Origin of the sequence: Neobacillus massiliamazoniensis (genome assembly GCF_001048695.1) — a bacterium.
Lineage (GTDB): Bacteria > Bacillota > Bacilli > Bacillales > Cytobacillaceae > Neobacillus > Neobacillus massiliamazoniensis.
Map to the genome: position 1 here is coordinate 1,281,500 of NZ_CVRB01000001.1, position 17,842 is coordinate 1,299,341.

General features: G+C 41.6%; 17 protein-coding genes. 13 read left to right on the forward strand and 4 right to left on the reverse strand.

Annotation, left to right across the window (positions count from 1 at the left end; translation table 11 throughout):
• Window positions 1-124: 124 nt before the first annotated feature.
• From BN1082_RS06100 to BN1082_RS06120, 5 genes are all read left to right on the forward strand, one after another.
• Window positions 125-1,081 (forward strand): N-acetylmuramoyl-L-alanine amidase family protein, encoded by a 957-nt coding sequence (locus BN1082_RS06100; RefSeq protein WP_090632208.1) that lies wholly within the window; start codon window positions 125-127, stop codon window positions 1,079-1,081.
• Between the two features lie 60 nt (window positions 1,082-1,141).
• Window positions 1,142-1,591, forward strand: a complete 450-nt coding sequence (locus BN1082_RS06105; protein ID WP_090632210.1) for an NUDIX hydrolase — start codon at window positions 1,142-1,144, stop codon at window positions 1,589-1,591.
• 77 nt (window positions 1,592-1,668) lie between these two features.
• Window positions 1,669-2,049 (forward strand): hypothetical protein, encoded by a 381-nt coding sequence (locus BN1082_RS06110; protein ID WP_141650824.1) that lies wholly within the window; start codon window positions 1,669-1,671, stop codon window positions 2,047-2,049.
• A gap of 345 nt (window positions 2,050-2,394) precedes the next feature.
• Window positions 2,395-3,888 carry a S8 family serine peptidase gene (locus tag BN1082_RS06115; RefSeq protein ID WP_342666632.1) on the forward strand — a complete coding sequence of 498 codons (1,494 nt, stop codon included), beginning with the start codon at window positions 2,395-2,397 and terminating at the stop codon, window positions 3,886-3,888.
• A gap of 390 nt (window positions 3,889-4,278) precedes the next feature.
• Window positions 4,279-5,112 carry a YitT family protein gene (locus BN1082_RS06120; RefSeq protein WP_090632216.1) on the forward strand — a complete coding sequence of 278 codons (834 nt, stop codon included), beginning with the start codon at window positions 4,279-4,281 and terminating at the stop codon, window positions 5,110-5,112.
• Window positions 5,113-5,207: 95 nt separating this feature from the next.
• Here the strand turns inward: BN1082_RS06120 and BN1082_RS06125 are convergent, their stop codons facing one another.
• Complete coding sequence (locus BN1082_RS06125) at window positions 5,208-7,235, reverse strand: molybdopterin oxidoreductase family protein (RefSeq protein WP_090632218.1); 2,028 nt, start codon at window positions 7,233-7,235, stop codon at window positions 5,208-5,210.
• A 291-nt stretch (window positions 7,236-7,526) separates the two neighbouring features.
• Between BN1082_RS06125 and BN1082_RS06130 the strand changes: the two genes are divergently transcribed.
• The 3 genes from BN1082_RS06130 to BN1082_RS06140 all read left to right on the forward strand — a co-directional run bounded on the left by BN1082_RS06130 (window position 7,527) and on the right by BN1082_RS06140 (window position 10,138).
• Complete coding sequence (locus BN1082_RS06130; RefSeq protein ID WP_090632220.1) at window positions 7,527-8,048, forward strand: hypothetical protein; 522 nt, start codon at window positions 7,527-7,529, stop codon at window positions 8,046-8,048.
• Window positions 8,049-8,112: 64 nt separating this feature from the next.
• Complete coding sequence (locus BN1082_RS06135; RefSeq protein WP_218055136.1) at window positions 8,113-8,799, forward strand: response regulator transcription factor; 687 nt, start codon at window positions 8,113-8,115, stop codon at window positions 8,797-8,799.
• Window positions 8,792-10,138 carry a sensor histidine kinase gene (locus BN1082_RS06140; RefSeq protein ID WP_176699666.1) on the forward strand — a complete coding sequence of 449 codons (1,347 nt, stop codon included), beginning with the start codon at window positions 8,792-8,794 and terminating at the stop codon, window positions 10,136-10,138. The genes BN1082_RS06135 and BN1082_RS06140 overlap by 8 nt, the downstream gene beginning before the upstream one ends.
• 76 nt (window positions 10,139-10,214) lie before the next feature.
• Here BN1082_RS06140 and BN1082_RS06145 read toward each other — a convergent pair whose 3' ends face one another.
• Entirely contained in the window at window positions 10,215-11,069 is an 855-nt protein-coding gene (locus BN1082_RS06145) for a lipoprotein (RefSeq protein ID WP_090632229.1), read from the reverse strand.
• Between the two features lie 419 nt (window positions 11,070-11,488).
• Here BN1082_RS06145 and galU point away from each other — a divergent pair, with 419 nt between their 5' ends.
• The 5 genes from galU to BN1082_RS06165 all read left to right on the forward strand — a co-directional run bounded on the left by galU (window position 11,489) and on the right by BN1082_RS06165 (window position 15,151).
• On the forward strand, window positions 11,489-12,364 hold the full coding sequence (gene galU, locus BN1082_RS06150; protein ID WP_090632231.1) for a UTP--glucose-1-phosphate uridylyltransferase GalU: 876 nt from the start codon (window positions 11,489-11,491) through the stop codon (window positions 12,362-12,364).
• A 25-nt stretch (window positions 12,365-12,389) separates the two neighbouring features.
• Window positions 12,390-12,728 carry a hypothetical protein gene (locus tag BN1082_RS27345; RefSeq protein ID WP_176699667.1) on the forward strand — a complete coding sequence of 113 codons (339 nt, stop codon included), beginning with the start codon at window positions 12,390-12,392 and terminating at the stop codon, window positions 12,726-12,728.
• Window positions 12,707-12,904 carry a magnesium chelatase domain-containing protein gene (locus BN1082_RS06155; RefSeq protein WP_090632234.1) on the forward strand — a complete coding sequence of 66 codons (198 nt, stop codon included), beginning with the start codon at window positions 12,707-12,709 and terminating at the stop codon, window positions 12,902-12,904. The genes BN1082_RS27345 and BN1082_RS06155 overlap by 22 nt, the downstream gene beginning before the upstream one ends.
• A 412-nt stretch (window positions 12,905-13,316) precedes the next feature.
• Window positions 13,317-13,973 carry a 5-bromo-4-chloroindolyl phosphate hydrolysis family protein gene (locus BN1082_RS06160; protein ID WP_090632236.1) on the forward strand — a complete coding sequence of 219 codons (657 nt, stop codon included), beginning with the start codon at window positions 13,317-13,319 and terminating at the stop codon, window positions 13,971-13,973.
• Window positions 13,970-15,151 (forward strand): toxic anion resistance protein, encoded by a 1,182-nt coding sequence (locus BN1082_RS06165; protein WP_090632239.1) that lies wholly within the window; start codon window positions 13,970-13,972, stop codon window positions 15,149-15,151. The genes BN1082_RS06160 and BN1082_RS06165 overlap by 4 nt, the downstream gene beginning before the upstream one ends.
• Window positions 15,152-15,281: 130 nt before the next feature.
• On the opposite strand, the gene tagU is transcribed toward BN1082_RS06165, so the two are convergent.
• Both tagU and BN1082_RS06175 read right to left on the reverse strand, forming a co-directional pair.
• On the reverse strand, window positions 15,282-16,208 hold the full coding sequence (gene tagU / locus BN1082_RS06170) for a polyisoprenyl-teichoic acid--peptidoglycan teichoic acid transferase TagU (protein WP_090632241.1): 927 nt from the start codon (window positions 16,206-16,208) through the stop codon (window positions 15,282-15,284).
• 162 nt (window positions 16,209-16,370) lie between these two features.
• Entirely contained in the window at window positions 16,371-17,168 is a 798-nt protein-coding gene (locus tag BN1082_RS06175; protein ID WP_090632243.1) for a M15 family metallopeptidase, read from the reverse strand.
• Window positions 17,169-17,842: the final 674 nt, after the last annotated feature.

Genomic DNA, 17,842 nt, shown 5'->3' on the forward strand with positions numbered 1-17,842 from the left:
TGCCTGACACCCTTTCTTATGGTAGGATTTATGAAGAAAGTGTCGAATTTTTAATTTGTGAATGAATTTATTGTAGTTGGGTAAGGTGTGTAAGGAAGGTTTAGAGTGGGGAGCGGAAAGAAATATGTCGTCTAAAACAGGTGGTATCAGAACCAGAATTGGAATTGGAATAGGATTCGCTTCAGTAATCTTGCTGCTGGGATCTTTTCTATTTTTCCATCAGGCAGGAGCAAAGGAACATACGAAAAAAAATAACGCATCACAGGTGAAGAGTTCTGTCGCTGGAACAGGGACTAAGGCGGTGGAGGACGAAAAGAAGGAAGCGGAAAACACGTCTGCCGCTGCGGATTCAACTACTGCGGTAACGAACGGAGCGGGAAATGCTCCGACAGAAGAACCGAAAAAAACGGATTCGGTCACGCCCGATCAATCAAATCAGCTCCAAAAGGAGTTTTTAGTCGTCATTGATCCTGGCCATCAGGAAAAAGCGAATCTAGGAACCGAACCGGTTGGTCCAGGGGCGTCGGAATTAAAGACTAAAGTGACGGGCGGGACCACTGGGGTTGTAACAGGAAAACCAGAATACAAGTTAACCTTGGATGCAGCCCTTATTCTAGGCGGAATTTTGGAAAAAAGAGGGGTAAAGGTCATTTATACAAGGACAACGAATCAAGTCAATTTAAGTAATATTGACAGAGCAGAAGTGGCCAATCAACAACATGCTGATTTATTAATTCGGCTCCATGCAGATGGCTCTGACGATCAAAATGTCAGAGGCTTGTCAGTCCTGACGCCGGCCCAAAATGACCCGTACACGAAGGGGATTTTTGAGGATAGTTTAAAGGCTTCTCAGTTTATTGTTGATGAAACGAAAAAGAACACTGCCGTCACGGTGAATGGCATTTCCTACAGGGGTGACTTGTCCGGCTTCAACTGGTCCAAGGTTCCATCCACCTTAGTAGAAATGGGCTACATGACAAATCCGGCGGAAGACCGAAGCCTGTCCGACCCCGTCTACCTGAAAAATCTACTAACCAACATCGCCGACGGAATCGTTGATTATGCTAATTATAAAAAGTAGACCTGTCTTTTGCAGATGAAGGATTACTATATCGAACTAATTTTACTTTTGGAGGATGAGATGGGTTATATTGAAGATTTGCGAAAAATTGTCGGAACACAGCCGCTCATTTTAGTGGGATCTGTCGTAGGAATTATAGATGAGGAAAATAAAATATTATTGCAAAAAAGGCCGAATGGGATGTGGGCACTTCCAGGCGGTTTGCTAGAATTAGGAGAATCCGCTGAGGAAGCCGGAAGAAGAGAAGTTTTTGAGGAAACAGGAGTAGAAATTGGCCAGCTGGAATTAGTCGGCGTTTTTTCAGGAAAGCAATATTTTGTGACGCTGCCAAATGGCGACCAATTCTATCCAGTGACGATTGCTTATATTTGTAAGGATATTAAAAACAAAACCATCACAATTGACGGCATCGAATCGATTGATGCCCAATTTTTTGACATAAGAGAATTGCCCGATGGAACAAGCCCCTTAATACGTAAATTGATCGAGCAATACTCTATCATTATCTAATAAAAACATTCTAAAAAAGTCCTTCGAAGTTTGAAGGACTTTTTTTGTGCTTATGAAATGAAAGCTAGTTTTCGCAAATGAAGGTCGACTTACCGCAAATGAAAGCTAGTTTTTCGCAAATGAACGTCGACTTACCGCAAATGAAAGCTAGTATTTCGCAAATGAAGGTCGCCTTTCTGCAAATGGAAACTAGTTTTTCGCAAATGAAGGTCGACTTTCCGCAAATGGAAACTAGTTTTTCGCAAATGAAGGTCGACTTTCCGCAAATGGAAGCTAGTTTTTCGCAAATGAAGGTCGACTTTCCGCAAATGGAAACTAGTTTTTCGCAAATGAAGGTCGACTTTCCGCAAATAGAAGCTAGTTTTTCGCAAATGAAGGTCGCCTTTCCGCAAATGGAAGCTAGTTTTTCGCAAATGAAGGTCGACTTTCCGCAAATGGAAGCTAGTTTTCGCAAATAAACCTCGACTTTCCGCAAATGAAAGCTAGTTTTTCGCAAATAAACCTCGACTTACCGCAAATGAAAGCTAGTTTCGCAAATAAACCTCGACTTACCGCAAATGGAAGCTAGTTTTTCGCAAATAAACCTCGACTTTCCGCAAATGAAAGCTAGTTTTTCGCAAATGAACCTCAACTTTCCGCAAATGAACTTCAATCTTTCGTAAAAAAGCAACCAAAATCCCCGGAAAATCGACAAAATTCTTAAAAACTATGTCGTTCTTTATCGAGATAAATTTGTATCCAAATGAGACTAGTACAAGCTAAAATTAGAAGTGTCAGAAAATTCATTCTAGGGGGTTTATCTAGTGAAAAAGAGAAAAAAGGGGATGGCGGTTGTCGCCAGCAGTGTTTTAGCAATGTCTCTATTATCATTCACCATGGGTACACACACATCAGCAGTCACGCAGTCGGTAAGCAAGAATTACCTGATAGCTTATAATCAATCGTTACCGAAAGACTACCAAACTGAAATTAAGAACGCCGGTGGAGAAGTAGTAAAAGCCATTCCGGAGATTGGCGGATTAGAGGTTCGCTCTAGCAATCCTGATTTTCTAAATCAGTTGAAGTCTAGTGGTAATATTGTTGCAGCAAACAGTGAACGTTTTTACAAAATGGACGACGGTGAGCCTGAGGGTGTTACTCCTGATGGTGCAGATGGCAAACCGGTGACACTTCCTGATACAGCTTCCTATTGGGACCTTCAATGGGATATGCAGCATTTAACCCATAATGGAGACTCTTACAAGATTGAGTCGGGTGGTACTGAAACAAGCAATGGTACCATTCACAAGGCAGTAGTAGGGGTAATCGACTCAGGAATTGATAAAAATCATCCTGATCTTAAAGCGAATTTTGTAGGCGGACAAAATTTTGTTCCTGCCGGCGGTTATAAGGGTAATCTTCCTGTAGAAAAGGGCGATCCAACTAACGTAACAGATACGAATGGACATGGTACGCATGTGGCCGGTTCTATTGCAGCGAATGGAAAAGTAAAGGGTGTTGGTCCGGATTTAGGACTTCGCGCTTATCGTATTTTTGATTCCAGCGGAAGTGCACCAACAGCCCCAATCGTAGCGGCTATTATTGCAGCTGCGAACGATAATGTTGATGTCATCAACATGTCAATTGGCGGGTTTGATAATTTGAAGTATTTTGTTGATGGCACTCGTTATAATGATATCGCCGATGTGCTTCTTTGGAAGCGGGCTGTTCAGTACGCCATTAAGAAAAATGTAACAGTCGTAGCGGCTGCTGGTAACGAAGCGCTAAACTACGCTGATAAAAAGTCATTAACAGACTATATGAATGCCAACTATGCTGATGCAAATACGGTTTACAAAGGGGTAGCGATTGAAACGCCTGGTGGAACGCCTGGAGTGATCACCGTTTCATCTTCCAATAAGTGGTCAATGGATAAGCTGGCATTCTATTCAAACTATGGTAATAGTTTTATCGATGTCGCTGCTCCTGGTGGGGACAACGGCCCATTGTATGATGCAACACGTAATTTGAGCGATCGTGATTTTACGTATCGGACATTGTCAACTTGGCCAACTAATTTACCGCCAAGTAAAGCTACAACCTTAACTCCAAATTATGCCTATTTGCATGGTACATCGATGGCCTCGCCAAAGGTTGCCGGAATTGCAGGGGTAATCAAAGCGGCTCATCCAGACTTTAATCCGGCCCAAGTGCAGGCATTAATCAAGAAGACAGCACTTGATTATGGAAAAAAAGGCCATGATGAACTATTTGGATTCGGCGAAGCTAATGCCTATACTGCAGTAACAAGTAAATAAATAAAAAGACTTGCCCTGAATATCAATCTTCGGGGCAAGTCTTTTTTTGGCTAATAGGAAAGTATAAATTTTCACCAATTTATACTTTCCTATGTCGCATAAATTCAACTACGCCTCTGTCTTCGTCCTAACGGACTCGCCAATCGGCGAGTTTTCATTTATCCCGCTTTATGGCGAGCAATTTTCGGTACCTTTTTTCGGTGGCTGACACCCTTTAAAGGTGGCGCTCATAGGCGGGACCCTTGCACTATTTATGTGGTAAAAATTTCCTTATTATTGTGAGTAATAATTCATTTATATTTCATATTTTTTCATCCAATCTAGTTGAAAGAGAAATCATGATGCATCATAATTAGTAGCGAGTTCTTGTTAAAAAAAGAGGTTTTGTTTATGAATAAAACGATGAAAGATATTGCATTGATTTTGCTCGGTTCCCTTATTTTTGCTCTTGGTGTAAATTTTTTTACTATTCCCAATCACCTTTCAGAAGGAGGAATTTTAGGGATTACGATTATTACCTACTATCTTTTTCATTGGTCGCCAGGTGTCGTGAATTTTGTGTTAAATGTGGCGCTTTTACTAGTAGGGTATAAATTTTTTGCAAAAAGAACATTGGTTTACACACTGATCTCGATTGCGGCATGTTCGGGTTTTATGTTTTTTACTGAAGGCTTTGGAAGAAAGTTAACTTCTGATACCTTATTGGCTTCTGTATTTGCCGGATTATTAGTTGGTGTGGGGTTAGGGCTGATTTTTCGCGCAGGTGGTACCTCGGGCGGGTCGACCATTTTAGCGAGGATCATTCATCAATTAGTAGGATGGAGCATTGGCAAAGCGATGCTGTTTATTGATATTGTGGTTATCGCGGGGTCGGTTTTTATTATTGGAATAGAAAAAGCGATGTATACTTTGCTAATTGTGTATATCGGGGCGAAAGCCATTGATTTTATTGTGGATGGGCTAGATGAGAGGGTCGCTGTTTTAATTATTTCTAATTCACCTGAGTTAATTTTGGATAGAGTTAAAAGACAGATGCTGCATGGAATCACGGTTTTGGATGGGCGCGGCGGTTATTCTGGAAAAAATAAAGAAGTGCTCTACATTGTGATTAATAAACAAGAAATTGTCCAACTCAAAAGCATCCTCCGTGAAATTGACAAGAACGCCTATGTGACTGTCCATAGTGCCCAAGAAATCATGGGAACAGGGTACAAAGCGGGATGAGCAGCAGAGAACCCCAAGTATTGTTCCGCATAACAGAAAAGAGAGAAGGGACCCCCTTCTCTCTTTTTTCTATCATGGGTGTCAGGCACCGACATTTATTTTTTTTCTACACTGACGCGGCCAGAGAAGAAGGTTGCGCCGCCGCCCATGTCGGAGAGTCGGTCAGGGGTGAGGGAGTTGACGTGATGCTTTGTGTTTTCCCCGTCCCCCCAAAGTCCTTGAGAAACGACTACTCCTGGAAGAACATGATCACCGACGCTCACTTTTAGCTTACATTCCCCAAGTTGATTCCATACCCGAACCATTTCACCATCCTCGATTCCGGCTGCGATTGCGTCCTCGTGACTCATGTATAAGCGAGGCTCTTTTTCTAGCGAAATATGCTTTTGATTGTTGGAAAAAGTAGAGTTTAAGAAATTATGATTCGGGCTAGGAATGAATATGAATGGGTGATCGCGATCCTCAACTAATGGTATATAAGTAGGTAATGCCGGATACCCATCTGCTTTCATTTTTTCTGAATATAACTCAATTTTTCCACTCGGTGTCGGAAGGATGCCTGGGAACAACGGTTTCACCTTGGCCTTCATGTATTGCTTGTCCACTAAATCCTCATAACTTATTCCTTCTAAATAGGGATTGCTTGGATTGTCAAGGGATCGTGCTATCATTTCCGCTTCTGTCTCTTCAAAGGCAGGGTCATGAAAGTCCATTTCTCTTGCTAGTAGGCGAAAAACATCTACGTTTGATTTTGCCTCTCCATATGGTTCCAAAACAGGCTGCTGGATCTGCATATAATGATGCCAGTATGATGCGTAAAAATCTGTATTTTCGAATGACGATGTCGCTGGCAAGACAATATCTGCAAATTTTGCTGTATCTGTTAAAAACAAATCGTGGACGACGGTAAATAGATCCTCCCGTCCCAGTCCTTGGCGAACTTTATTGCCGGCTGGAGCCACAACTGCGGGGTTGCAGCCGTACACATAAAGGGACCGAACCGGAGGGTCCAAAGCCAGTAACGCTTCGCCAAGCTGGTTCATGTTAATGACGCGAGTCAGTTTATTTTTAAGCAAATCCGGACGCTGTAAACTATCTGCATGATGTGCAAGATAGCCTGAATTCCCTTTGATGGCGCCGCCTCCTTTTACTAGCCACTGGCCTGTTAGAGCGGGGAGGCAGGAAACGGTTCGGACGAACATACCACCATTATCATGATGCTGCGGCCCGTTTCCAATGCGAATAAACGAAGGGGATGTTTTACCGTACATTCGAGCAAGCTTATATATATCCTCTACGGAAACACCTGTGATTTTAGAAATGCTAATAGGGTCATACTGCTTAACATGCTCACGCAGTTCTTCGTGTCCCACTGTGAAATTTTTTAAAAAAGAAGCATCGACCATTTTTTCGGCAAATAATATATGCATGATTCCTAGGGCAAGAGCGCTATCGGTCCCTGGTAAAATAGGAATAAACCAATCTGCTAATCTACCAGTTTGATTTTTGTGGACATCGATGACGATGATTTTTGCTCCGTTTTGCTTGCGAGCCTTAAGTGCAAGTGCCACTTGTTGCTTGTTGGTGCTAACGGCATTGATCCCCCAGAAGATGATTAGTTTTGAATGAACCGTATCCTCTGGATCCGTTCCAAAGCTGCCACCCATCGTATATTTGTAGCCGACTGAGCCAGCTACACTGCAGATGGTTCGGTCGAGCTGGGAGGCACCTAGGCGATGAAAGAAACGACGGTCCATTCCTTCCGCGCTGAGATTGCCCATGTTACCATAAAAACTATAAGGAAGGATGCTCTCAGGTCTATCCGTTTGAATCAGTTCTTTCCAGCGGGAAGTAATGGTGTGGATGGCTTCGTCCCAGCTTATACGCTCAAATTTACCTTCACCCTTAGCCCCTATTCGCTTCAATGGGTATTTCAAACGATGTTCATCATGAATTCGTTCAGCCATATTCCGAACTTTATTGCAAATATTCCCTTTCGTCACAGGATGGTTCGGGTCTCCCTCAACCTTTACAATCCTTCCGTCTTCTTTATGCAAAAGCAGCCCACACTGATCAGGGCAGTCAAGGGAGCAAACAGAATGAAAAATACCGCTAGATTCCATGGAATATCTCCTTTCAGGTGTCACACTCTCAGGTGTCAGGCACCAATCAGAATTAATTTACTAATATTTCTATTATCATAAAGTAGATTAAAAAGACAAGCAAGAGGAATAGGTGTCAGGCACCGAGTTTACATAACTACTGGTGTCAAGCACCGATCGTGGACATTTGTACGTCTACAGTGGACACTAGCGCCCGCAAGTACTGTTTCACATACTTTTCACACATTTATTCCGATGTTATGCCGCACTCTTTGTCTATACTAGGTGATGAAATTGAAAGGAGTGAGGTTGTTGAAGAAAGTGATTATTGCAGGTGTGGGAGTGGCACTGCTCCTGGGCGGAGGAATTTATGGAATGAAAACTGTTTCTGCTGCTGGAAATCAATCGAATGTGGCGGCTACCGCTCCGTCAACAACGGCGTCTGAACATGGAAATAAGTCAGTAAATCTAAGTCAGTATAAGGATCAAATTCACCAGCTCAACAAGTTACGTGAGGACCATTTAGATTTACAAAAACAATTGGTAGAAAAACAGGATCAGCTACTTGATTTAACGCAGGCTGCGAAAACGAGCGGAAATAAAGACAAAATGAAACAAGCAAAACCAGTTAGACAGCAATTAACAAAGCTTAATCGTGAAATGAAGCCACTCGTAAAAGAAAGTAATACTGAAAGAAAGGCACTTAAGGTGGCACTGAAAAACGGCTCAGCTAGCGATCAATACAATAAACTAATTGCTACCAATCAGCAAATCAATGATAAAATGAAAATGATTTCTGCTGAATTAGATCAATTGATTAGCATTTTAAAATAAGTTTTGCTTGAAGAGATAGTGTACGACGCTATCTCTTCTTTATTATATAATTTGAGGTGAGGTGATGAGGATGAAGCATATTTTTGTCGTAGATGATGAAAAAAATATTCGCGATATCCTGCAAAAATATATTGAAGCTGAAGGTTTTAAAGTGACGCTTTTTTCAGACGGCACGAACGTCTACCAAGAGATGCAGCGATTGAAGCCAGATTTATTAATTATTGATATCATGATGCCTCACCTCGACGGCCTTGAGCTTTGCAAACAAATTCGCAAAATAAGTGATATACCGATTATTTTTGTTTCGGCACGAGATGGCGAATTTGACCGGATCTTGGGGCTGGAGCTTGGCGGTGATGACTACCTAACCAAACCTTTCAGTCCAAGAGAGCTGATCGTGCGAATGAAAATTATTTTTAAACGGATAGAAAAATCAGTGTCGGCCCCTGAGCAGACAGTCATCAACATTCGTGATGTAGCGATTAACACCGAGAGAAGATATATAGAAAAGGATGGACAGGAGATTAAATTTACGACGAAGGAGTATGATTTGTTCGTGTTCCTGGCCCGTAACAAAGGGAAGCCATTTACGAGAGAAGAATTGCTGCAATTTATTTGGGGGTATGAATTTGCAGGCGACGGCCGGCTGATCGATGACCTGGTCAAACGGGTGCGCAAAAAACTGGAGAATCATGAGTCTACAGTGGAGTTGTCAACGATATGGGGCTATGGGTACCGTGTCGATGATTAAAATGAAAATCGGTTCAAAGCTGTTATTGACCTATTTTTTACTGATTTTCAGTATTTTTATGATTACAAGCATCTCGTTCCGCTTCATTTCACAGCGCTATTTGATTCATGAAACCGAACAGCAGCTTCAAAAGGATGCGAAGGTGATGAGTCAATTATTGAGCAAAGTTTCCCTTTCTAATAATCTTGTCCAAAAAAAGCTGGCAAACGAAAGGGCCTTTACCGTTTCGGAGCGATTACTGTCTTCAAAAATGATTATCTGGAGGGCCGATCAGGAGATTGTTTATACTGACATGGGGAATGTTTCCCTCGATCACGTCATGGAGAAGAGTAAAGGACCGGATCGAAAGTTTGTGACCAAGACCGAGTCGATCATCGCAAAAAATGGGAAGATAAAGGGGTATGTAACCCTGGTCGCCAGTTTACGGGATATTAATAATTTCAACGGGATGATGAGGAAATCTCAACTCGTTAGCTTAGTCATTTCTGCGTTGATTGCTCTATTTTTAGGCATATTTTTTAAAAATAGCTTAACGAAGCCGATTCGCTTGCTGATGGAACATATGAGGAATTTTTCCTTAAAAGGGGCGAACAAAGAGATTTCGATTAAGACAAATGATGAAATCGGCGAATTAGCCGATAGTTTTCAGGCATTGACCAGTAAACTGAAACAGTATGACGAGGATCAGAAGATGTTTTTTCATAATGCCTCGCATGAATTGAAAACGCCGTTAATGGCGATTCAAGGAAATGCGGAAGGGATTTTGGATGGTGTTGTGAGAGGGGATGACATTGAAAAAAGCCTGCAGGTTATCATTGCCGAGAGTCAGCGCCTGAAAAAGATCGTTGAAGGCATCACCTATTTAGCCAAATTGGAGAATGTGGAGGAATCGTTCTTTTTTTCTTCGGAATCGCTTGACGCGGTGATTCGGGAGGCGGTGCAGAGCGTAAAGTCACTTGCTGAACAAAAGGGGATCGACATCAAGGTGGACATCCGTGTTTTTGAGGCTGTATTGATGGATAAGGAAAAAATGAAACGGGCCTTCATTAATTTATTGGGGAATGCCATTCGCTATGCCGAATCAATCATTGTCGTGTCGGCGATTCAGCGGGAGAGTGAGAGGGAGGTCACGATTGAAATCAGGGACGACGGCAGAGGATTAGCTCCGGAAGAATCGCAAAAAATCTTCCAACGATTCTATAGCGGTGAGGATGGTGGATCGGGAATCGGCCTCGCCATCACCAAAGCCATCATCGAAGCCCATCACGGAATCATCACCGCCTGCAACTCAGAAGAGGGAGGTGCGGTCTTCCAAATCAGGTGTCCCCTCAAAAGGTAACACCTTTGGGTATGCCCCATTTTGAGTGTCAGGCACCATTAAAAAAAGACGCCATCAAAAGTTGGCGTCCTCTCCTCTAATTTGTCATTGCGTCGTAGATGGCTTTGGTATTTTTATTGACTCCGTACCAGCCCCATGTTGAAGTGTGGCCTTCGTTGGTGCTAGGATTGTCGACGACAAATTCGTAAACGTGGATGACATAATCTCCTTTTTCGTTATCGTGGTCGTATACGACTTTGACATTTGAATTTGATTGGATATTTAGATGATTTCGGACTAACTCTTCTGCTTCTTGATGGGTAAGCGGTTTGGTTGGCTCTTGCTTAGCCTGATTATCTTGTGTGTTTTTCGCTGTTTGATCCGTCGAAGCCTGCTGTGTTTTCTCGTACTTCTGCTTCGCCGCAGTCGTCTGAGCAAGCAGGTCAGCTCCATCTTTTTTCAGCCCTTTGATGGCAGCGTTATCGGTAAACTTGTCCGTCTCGGAAATTCCTTTAAAAACTTCAGTAGCTTGATCAAATTGATGTTGGTCTAGTAATGTTTTTCCCTTAGTGGTCTCATCCTTTAAGCTATTATACAAAGCAGCCATCTTTTTCACTTCAGCCAATTTTGTTTTGGCTTTTTCTTGAGTTTGCTTCACTAGATCCAAGCTGCTTTTGCTGTTTAATACCTTATTTAATTGAAAAATAGAAACATCAAAGTCACCTTTCTCAAGAGCCTTTTCACTATCATTCATATTTTGAGCGATTTGCAAAAGCTCTTCCACCTCGTCTGTCTTTTTCGAGTCAGCCGCTTTTTGATAGGAGGTGATGGCAGCACTATAGTTTCCGTTTTTTAAAGCATCATTTCCTGATTGAAGATTTGTCGTGTACGTTTTCGGAGTGCATCCCGCCAATACTACCATCGCTAATAATACAATCAAAATTCTCTTCATTTGGTCCCACCCTTTCCTATGTTGCAAAAATTAAACTACGCTCCTGAACCTGCTTATTGGCGAATTTCAATTTATTACTTTAGTAAAATTATACACGATTGCCATTACAGGAAAATATTTTTTTTATATAAAAAACGTAACAGCGTCTTTTCTAAAAAAGCCAACCCAACTACCATTTAATTGTTGCTTTTAATATAAGAAAGGATTCTCTTTTTTCCACCTGTGGTACAATCCCTTGACAAACGGGCGGATTTGTTCATCTCAGACGAACAGTGGAGATACCACCATTAATTTTAGTCTTTTATTCGTGAAGTGTGGTATAATACTTGGGGGAATTTGGATTTTTAATTAGGAAGATATAATATTATTATTAATAAATAATTATGATTTTGGATTTTTTTAGGGAGGAATTTATTTACATGAAAAAGATTCGTAAAGCCATCATTCCTGCAGCTGGGCTTGGAACAAGGTTTCTGCCTGCTACAAAAGCGATGCCGAAGGAAATGCTGCCCATTGTCGATAAGCCGACCATTCAATATATTGTCGAGGAAGCGATCGAGTCTGGAATCGAAGATATCATTATCGTAACGGGAAAAGGGAAGCGTGCGATTGAGGACCACTTTGATTTTGCGCCGGAATTGGAGAAAAATTTACAAGAACATGAAAAGTGGGATCTTTTAAATAAGGTAAACTACTCTTCTAACCTTGCGGATATCCATTATATCCGTCAGAAAGAACCTAAAGGCTTAGGACATGCTGTTTGGTGCGCGCGTAACTTTATTGGTGACGAGCCTTTTGCTGTGCTTTTAGGGGACGATATTGTTCAGAGCGAAACTCCATGTTTACGTCAGCTCATTAATCAATATGAAGAAACCTACTCAGCTATTATCGGGGTTCAGCGTGTACCAGAAAATGAAACACATCGTTATGGAATCGTTGACCCGCTCCATCAAGAGGGAAGGCGTTACCAGGTCAATAATTTTGTTGAAAAACCAAAGCCAGGTACTGCCCCATCAAATTTAGCGATCATGGGCCGTTATATTTTAACCCCTGAAATTTTTATGTTTCTAGATCGGCAGGAAAAAGGTGCAGGCGGGGAAATTCAACTAACCGATGCTATTCAAAGGCTAAACGAAATTCAGCGTGTCTTCGCTTATGATTTTGAGGGAAAACGCTTTGACGTCGGTGAGAAAATCGGCTTCGTCAAAACAACCCTTGAAGTGGCCTTGCAACACGAAGAACTTCACGATGAACTCATCCAATTCATCAAAAACCTACTAGCCGAAAACGAATAACCTTATTGGGTTTTACGCTTTTTTGGTGTCAGGCACAATTCGTGGACAAATGTCCATGTGGAGTGGACAGAGGGACGAATCTCTCTGTCTTTCTTTTTTTTGTTGGTGCCTGATACAGCTTGACCTCAGCAAATACGTTCATCTAAATCCGGTTAAAGCGGGGATTGTAGCTTTTCCTGAGGACTACCCATGGAGCGGCTACAGGGCCTATCTCCAAAAAGAAGAATCTCCTCTTATTGAAAAACACCAAATCCTATCCTATTTTCCCAATCCCTACTTCAACAGTTATGAAAGTTTTATCAAATCACCAGTTATCGATCTTTCCAATATGGAGGCAGAACTATGTGGGGATGGACTCTTTTAAAATCGTCGGCCTGCCAGATGCGGCGGTGTGAAGGAATCGTGGGAACGAATGAATGCAGCTCTTCGCATCCTGGTCAAAGAATTATCATTAATCTTTCGCCGGCAGAGCAGAAGAAAAGCGGCCCAATATACGATTTTCCAATGGAAGAAAAAGAACTCCAAAAACTCCATGCGTAATATTGTGCGCTTGGAGTTTTTTTATGGATTTTTTCATTGGACATTGAGAACTGTCCATTTCGAGCGACTAGAATTTCGGTGCCTGACACCCCAACTTGGTGCCTGACACCAAATAGTGATACCATAGAGACACCCAATCAGTCCTGCCACAAAAAATACGTCTTAGGTCTTAGAAATGTTTACTTTTGTGGTCCATGGAAGGAAGGATTTTTTTAGTGTATTGTTGAATTATGGAATGGGAATCTTTTTATAGGATTAATTTTTATTCGACTTCGAGAATTGTCCAGCTTCAGATAAGCTGGCACCTTCTGCTTTTCGAAGATAGGTGACCCATTCTTCTAAATAGGTGAAACATTCATGATGTTTTGTTCGTATTACTATAAAGGATTATGATGTCAGGAGTCGATATAAGATGAATCCGTTCTTAGCATTTATTGTCCGGTCGTTTGTGGCCGTTCCTGTTACTGTGATTACCTGGTTGTTAAGCTTATTCGCCTTTCACAATACCTTTTTCGCCTCCTCGGGTATTGCTATTGGTACAGGTATTGTTGTCTACTTGGTTCTTTCCATGTATATGAGCAGCAAATTTTTAAGTAAACACCAGCTTTCAAGAAAAGAGTATCGAACTATAAAGAAAAACTTAAAAGAAGCAAAGCAGAAATTGAGCCGCTTGAATAAGTCCCTTTTGCAGATAAGGGATGTATCTTCGGTCAAACAAAGGATCGATATCCATCGAATTACGAAAAAAATCTATAAGATGACCTGGAAGGAGCCAAAGCGTTTTTACAAGGCGGAGGAATTTTATTATTCCCATTTGGATTCTGTCGTCGAGCTGTCAGAGAAATATGGGTTTTTAGCAGCCCAGCCGAAAAAGAACATCGAGATCAACCAGTCGTTATTGGAAACGCGCCAAACGTTAAATGAGCTGACGAAGGTTTTGGAAGAGGATCTATATTATGTGATTTCCGATGATGTTGACCACTTAAATTTTGAAATAGATGTGGCAAAGCACTCAATTGAAAAGAAAAAGGACTCTACATTCCCAGAAGAAAATAGGTGGCTAAAATGAATGAAAACAATCCAATAGACTTAAAAAAGACTGGAAATTTATTAGACGATATTCTGGCCAATCCTTTTGGAGAAGGGGAGGAAGCCGCCAAAAGTCCCATTCCGCAGGCGTCACAGGAAGCAAGGCCTGTGAAGCTCATAGATGTCATCCCTGAAGAGAACCGCGCCAAGGCCTATCAGCTTGCTGAGCAAATTGATCCGAAAAATCATCAAGCGATGATCCTTTACGGAACGCAGGCACAAGGGAAGCTGTTGTCTTTTTCCCAGACCATGCTTGAGCATGTACAAAAAAAGGACATTGGTGAGGTTGGCGAAATCATAGCTGACTTGATGAAACGGTTGAATGAGGTGAATCCGGATGAGCTGAAGGACGAGAAGCCATCCTTTTTCTCGCGCATGTTTGGAAAAATTTCAAACTCCCTCCAAGAAGTGCTGTCCAAATATCAAAAAACAGGGGCACAGATTGACCGAATCAGCGTGAAGCTCGAGAGAAGCAAAAATGTTCTGTTGTCCGACATCAAATTGCTTGAGCAGTTGTATGATACGAATAAGGACTATTTCCAAGCTTTAAATGTGTATATTGCGGCAGGTGAAATCAAGCTTGAAGAAATACATGAAAAAACTATTCCGGCGCTAAAACAAGAGGCAGAGGTAACCAATGACCAAATGAAGTTTCAAGATGTCAAGGATATGATTCAATTTGCAGACCGCTTGGACAAACGGTTGTATGATTTGAAACTAAGCCGAGAAATTACGATCCAAAGTGCCCCGCAAATCCGCCTGATTCAAAACACCAACCAGGCGCTCGTGGAAAAAATACAATCGTCAATCATGACGGCGATTCCTTTATGGAAAAATCAAGTTGCGATTGCGTTGACGCTAATCAGACAACGCCACGCGGTTGAGGCCCAAAAGCAGGTTTCAAAAACGACGAATGAGCTGCTGTTGAAAAATGCCGAAATGCTAAAAACCAATACGATTGAAACAGCCCGAGAAAACGAACGAGGTCTTGTCGATATTGAAACCTTAAAGAAAACGCAGGAAAGCTTAATCACTACCCTCGAAGAAACACTAAGGATCCAAGAGGAAGGCCGTACCAAACGCCGTCTCGCCGAGCAGGAACTAGCCTCAATGGAAAACGAACTAAGAATAAAACTATTAGAAATCAAAGACAAATAAAAAAGGTGTCAGGCACCAAGTTTACATAACTCATGGTGTCAGGCACCCAATTAAGAGGATGTCCCAAAATTAAGTGTCAGAGCCCTCTACTTTACTAAGTGAGAGGGCAGACTCTTTAGGGACATCCTCTTTATTTATTTACCTCCATTTGTGCTCGAAGGTCTGTTTGAATTCGTTGTTTTTCTTCGGGTGAAACAATTCCGTAATAGATGTTATCGATCATGGTGCCGGTCTCTTTGATTTCCATTTGTTTGATGTTTTTACCTGCGTCGCGATAGTTCTTTTGAATTTCCACTATTTGGTCAAAGGTTAAATTGGTTTTGATGTTGTTTCCAAGCGCTCCAAAAATAGAAGAAAATTTGGTTAAACTCGATAGGTTCGTACCTTCATCAATCACAGCTTGGATAATCTTTCGCTGTCTTGCCTGCCGGCCAAAGTCACCGTTCGGGTCTTCATATCTCATTCTTGTGTAGCTTAGCGCTTTTTCGCCGTTAAGCGTGACATTCCCTACTGGAAAATGAAAGCCATCTTGGGTAAAGTCCAAATCATTTTTTACGGTAACCCCGCCAATCGCGTCGACAATATCCTTAAATCCATCCATATTAATTTTCATATAATAGTCAATCGGAATATTAAGAAATTTTTCGACGGTATCCATTGACATTGGGACTCCGCCAAATGCATAAGCGTGGTTAATCTTATCTACTGTTCCCTTCCCAACAATTTCCGTACGGGTGTCACGTGGAATGCTAAGCATTTTAACTGAATTGTTGTTCGGATTTACGGTTAACACAATAATCGTGTCTGAACGGCCTTTATCGTCTGGGCGCTCATCCACACCTAACATTAAAACCGAGAAAGGCTGTTTTTGTTTAATCTCAACCGGTTGCTGACGTAATTCAGATTTTCTTTCAATCGGCTGGTGCATGGTTGTCACAGCATTTTTAAAAGATTTGTAGACTGTAAAGGCATAAACACCTACCGCTATTACCAGAGCTAAAAGGATTATTCCAGTAATTTTCAGCCATTTATTTCCTTTCTTCGTACCACTTCTCATTCCATGATCCTCCAAATCGTTTATGAGACAAGAATACCAAAGATTTGGAAGAAAATATATGAAAAATTAGTATATAATCCCAGACTCATTTAGCTGATAGGAAAGTATAAATTAAACTACGTCGCATAAACTGTCTTAACGGACTCGCCAATCTAAGAGCTTTTATTTATTAACCGGTTTTACATGATAATATTCTTCAAGCGTTATTCTTTTTTTCATGATTTTGGTAGCGATGGCTACCCCAACATAGCGAAGATGCCATGGCTCATATTTATAGCCGGTTATCGCTTCTTTTCCTTTTGGATAGCGAATGATAAACCCGTATTCAGCAGCATGTGCTTTCAGCCATTTTGCCTCTGCTGTTCCGCCAAAGCAATCGTCGGCTGCGCATTTCCCGTCACCACCAGTGACATCAATGGCAAGGCCTGTTTCGTGCTCGCTTGTCCCAGGCAAGGCACTGTAGTCCCGTGCTTTTGCATATCCGTCCACACTCACATAGGATTGAAACAAAGATGTTTGGGTGGCGTGGGAGCGATAGGCTGAAACCCCTAATAAGGTGATCCTTTGTTTTTTTGCCCCCGCAAAAAGTTTTTTAATTGCGGCAGCGGCTTCCTTTCGCATTAGCTTCCTATCGTTTGTTGTTGTACTGATAAATGGAATGCTTGTCATAACCAAATCTGAGGGCGTATAGTTATCTGGCAGTTTAAAGTGTTTATTGACAAGAACCGGGATGCTTGCCGGATGAGCAACCACTTGGATACTGTCATCGGAGTCCTGTGTATTGGTTGAAGCAGGGCTGGCCAGTTGTTCTTTATCTAGGCTTTTCCGTTTGTTTTGATCTTGAGATGGTGAGTTGACATGGGGTTTTTTTTCAGGCGAGTTCTTTTCCGTATCTTGACTTTGGACTGTGCAGCCTGAAAACAGCAATAAGCATAATCCAATTAAACATAGTTTAAACATACGAAACTTCCTTTTTATTATTAATAACACGCTGACTTACATAAATTTTAGATCCTTGGTCTGCTCTTATCGATGAGATTTCATTTGAAAAAAAATTATTGTAAAATCATTTCTTACGCATCCATCATATACAAGATTGCCTCCCATCTCTCCTGAAAAATAGCTGTATCCATCCCTTTAAAAACTCATTTGTAATCGAAATGCATATAGAAGTTTTTTGTCTGTTTATCACATTAAACAATAAAAAAGCATAGAAGGCAAAGCCAAAAAAATGACCTAATTTGACAAAAAACATAAAATGGTTGTGTCACGAATCGCTTTAGTGTATAAGACATGCTCTTTTCCACCTATTCCATGATAATCAAAATGCTCAAAAAACAAATAGGACAAAGTAACGAAAAATGAGTTTATCGGTTGGCTCTGTTAAAATTGTCTGTTGATTTCCGCTCTAGTGGCGGTACGGGGAGCCTCCTCGGCGCTACCTGCGCCTGCGGGGTCTCCCCTGCCCCGTACTTCCGCAGGAAATTGAATTACATCCTTGAATCCGCCCACGCACGAAGGAAATGCGATAGCATTTTCGAGGAGTCGAGCGCCTTCCGCTCCAATCAACATAGTGGCAAAATCAACAATGAGCTTTAACATAGCCTATAGGTTTGATTTTCATGACCCCATCG